The organism is Gemmatimonadota bacterium, from assembly GCA_026706345.1.
Lineage (GTDB): Bacteria > JAAXHH01 > JAAXHH01 > JAAXHH01 > JAAXHH01 > JAAXHH01.
Window position 1 is genome coordinate 1 of sequence record JAPOYX010000177.1, and the last position, 3006, is coordinate 3006.

The window sequence follows — 3006 nt, forward strand, 5'->3', positions numbered from 1 at the left end:
GTCGCGATATGATTCATGTGCTCAACGCCTTTCGGCATCAACGGTTTCTGCGCGCCGGCCGACGCCCACGATCACGACAGCCACGGACTAGTGCTCAACGCCTTTCGGCATCAAAGGTTTCTGCGCTCCGTAGTAGAGGCGGCGCGATTCGGTCGTCTGCAGGTGCTCAACGCCTTTCGGCATCAAAGGTTTCTGCGCAGCAACGCCAGTTCTTCGGTGATAAATATAGCTCGTGCTCAACGCCTTTCGGCATCAAAGGTTTCTGCGCCAGCGCCCCGAAAGGCCTGCTTGATCCGGAAGAGCTGTGCTCAACGCCTTTCGGCATCAAAGGTTTCTGCGCCATCTACCTGCGGCGCCTCCGGACCATCAAGCAGGTGCTCAACGCCTTTCGGCATCAAAGGTTTCTGCGCGAAGCAGACCCAGGCGGAAATCGCGGACGGCATGGGGTGCTCAACGCCTTTCGGCATCAAAGGTTTCTGCGCCCACCACCAGTACAGCGTCAAACTGCTTCCCCTGTAGTGCTCAACGCCTTTCGGCATCAAAGGTTTCTGCGCCGGCGGGAGACCGAGCGTATGGTACGGGTTGATTCTGTGCTCAACGCCTTTCGGCATCAAAGGTTTCTGCGCCAGGGCGTCAACCCCGACGGACTTTTCTACTGGTAGTGCTCAACGCCTTTCGGCATCAAAGGTTTCTGCGCCGGTTCGAGCGCCGGAGACCAATCCGGCGATGTTCCCGTGCTCAACGCCTTTCGGCATCAAAGGTTTCTGCGCTCGATCGACCGTATCGGATACTTCGTCGGATACAGCGTGCTCAACGCCTTTCGGCATCAAAGGTTTCTGCGCTCGTCGGGTCGACGGCTTAACCACGAGGGGGGTTTCGTGCTCAACGCCTTTCGGCATCAAAGGTTTCTGCGCAAGTACTACAACGAGCACGGTATCCTCTGGACTGTGTGCTCAACGCCTTTCGGCATCAAAGGTTTCTGCGCAGTATTTTAGTGGGTCTGGTACACGTAATGTAGGGTGCTCAACGCCTTTCGGCATCAAAGGTTTCTGCGCGATTACCGTATACTCCGTGGTTCGAGGTCTATTAAGTGCTCAACGCCTTTCGGCATCAAAGGTTTCTGCGCTAATTCGACGGGCCGAGTGACACTGGCGCCTATACGTGCTCAACGCCTTTCGGCATCAAAGGTTTCTGCGCCCGGGGTGGCTGGGGGCAGTAATGAGAACCTGAAAGTGCTCAACGCCTTTCGGCATCAAAGGTTTCTGCGCGAGAGAATGATTCTGATTGGACTAGAATACGGAAGTGCTCAACGCCTTTCGGCATCAAAGGTTTCTGCGCTGAAGAACTGTTGCAGTGGATCGGCCGCGCAGTTGTGCTCAACGCCTTTCGGCATCAAAGGTTTCTGCGCCCGCCGTCGATTGTTCAGGCATGATCCCGGTTTGAGTGCTCAACGCCTTTCGGCATCAAAGGTTTCTGCGCCCCAAAACATGGGTGGCTTCACCAGCCCATAGTTTTGTGCTCAACGCCTTTCGGCATCAAAGGTTTCTGCGCCGTTCACTCAGTGAACACCCTGTGCGAAGTTATCCAGTGCTCAACGCCTTTCGGCATCAAAGGTTTCTGCGCGTAAAGCGATTGTGACGCACTCCTTTTCAGATACGTGCTCAACGCCTTTCGGCATCAAAGGTTTCTGCGCTGCAACAAAAATCGCTGGATATGGAGCAGTATGGGTGCTCAACGCCTTTCGGCATCAAAGGTTTCTGCGCGGCGCATCGGACTACCGCAGCAACACCGGAGGTATGTGCTCAACGCCTTTCGGCATCAAAGGTTTCTGCGCAGGATTTCGGGTTTATCTAGTCACGACGTTATCGCTGTGCTCAACGCCTTTCGGCATCAAAGGTTTCTGCGCACTGTGACGCAGGGCTGAATTACCCTACTAATATTAAGTGCTCAACGCCTTTCGGCATCAAAGGTTTCTGCGCCTGGTTCGTTGGCCGACGATTCACACTGACCGTGTTGTGCTCAACGCCTTTCGGCATCAAAGGTTTCTGCGCTGCCATGAGGGCTGACCTTTCTTGAGGTACTTGCAGTGCTCAACGCCTTTCGGCATCAAAGGTTTCTGCGCTTTTTGCTGATGCTCTTGGATTTACTGAATACACGGAGTGCTCAACGCCTTTCGGCATCAAAGGTTTCTGCGCTCAGTGGACGGCGCCGGAATTCCACGGTTTTGGAACGTGCTCAACGCCTTTCGGCATCAAAGGTTTCTGCGCTCGCGGCAGCCGCTCCAAGAGAAGTAAGTAGGGCGGGGTGCTCAACGCCTTTCGGCATCAAAGGTTTCTGCGCCCCTTCAAGGTCCCTGATAGCGGCCAGCAAATCGAGGTGCTCAACGCCTTTCGGCATCAAAGGTTTCTGCGCACGATTGCCGTGCACTTCTCCGACGTGAGGCCAGCCGTGCTCAACGCCTTTCGGCATCAAAGGTTTCTGCGCACGGAGTATACTGTCTCGGGGTGTCCTGAATTCCTGGTGCTCAACGCCTTTCGGCATCAAAGGTTTCTGCGCATCGATGAACATGTTTTCATAGTGCGACGGGTTCAGTGCTCAACGCCTTTCGGCATCAAAGGTTTCTGCGCGGTCTGAGCGTTGATATTCTGCAACCTCTGACTGACGTGCTCAACGCCTTTCGGCATCAAAGGTTTCTGCGCATCAAGGGGTTTTAAAGGTGCCCGCCCAGGAATTCAGTGCTCAACGCCTTTCGGCATCAAAGGTTTCTGCGCCGATTGCCGTGCACTTCTCCGACGTGAGGCCAGTTGTGCTCAACGCCTTTCGGCATCAAAGGTTTCTGCGCCGTCCAGCCAACCGTTGAAGGCGAAAAGCCCATGTCATTGAGTGCTCAACGCCTTTCGGCATCAAAGGTTTCTGCGCCCCAGGCGTCAGGGTGGCTTGTAATCAAGGGCATGTGCTCAACGCCTTTCGGCCTCAAAGGTTCCTGCGCCGCTCACTGAACATGAC

At 55.0% G+C, this 3006-nt stretch carries 1 CRISPR repeat array.

Annotated features, from left to right (window positions below):
• Nucleotides 1-17 precede the first annotated feature (17 nt).
• Nucleotides 18-2989: direct repeats of the CRISPR family, unit length 36 nt; unit sequence GTGCTCAACGCCTTTCGGCATCAAAGGTTTCTGCGC.
• Nucleotides 2990-3006 lie beyond the last annotated feature (17 nt).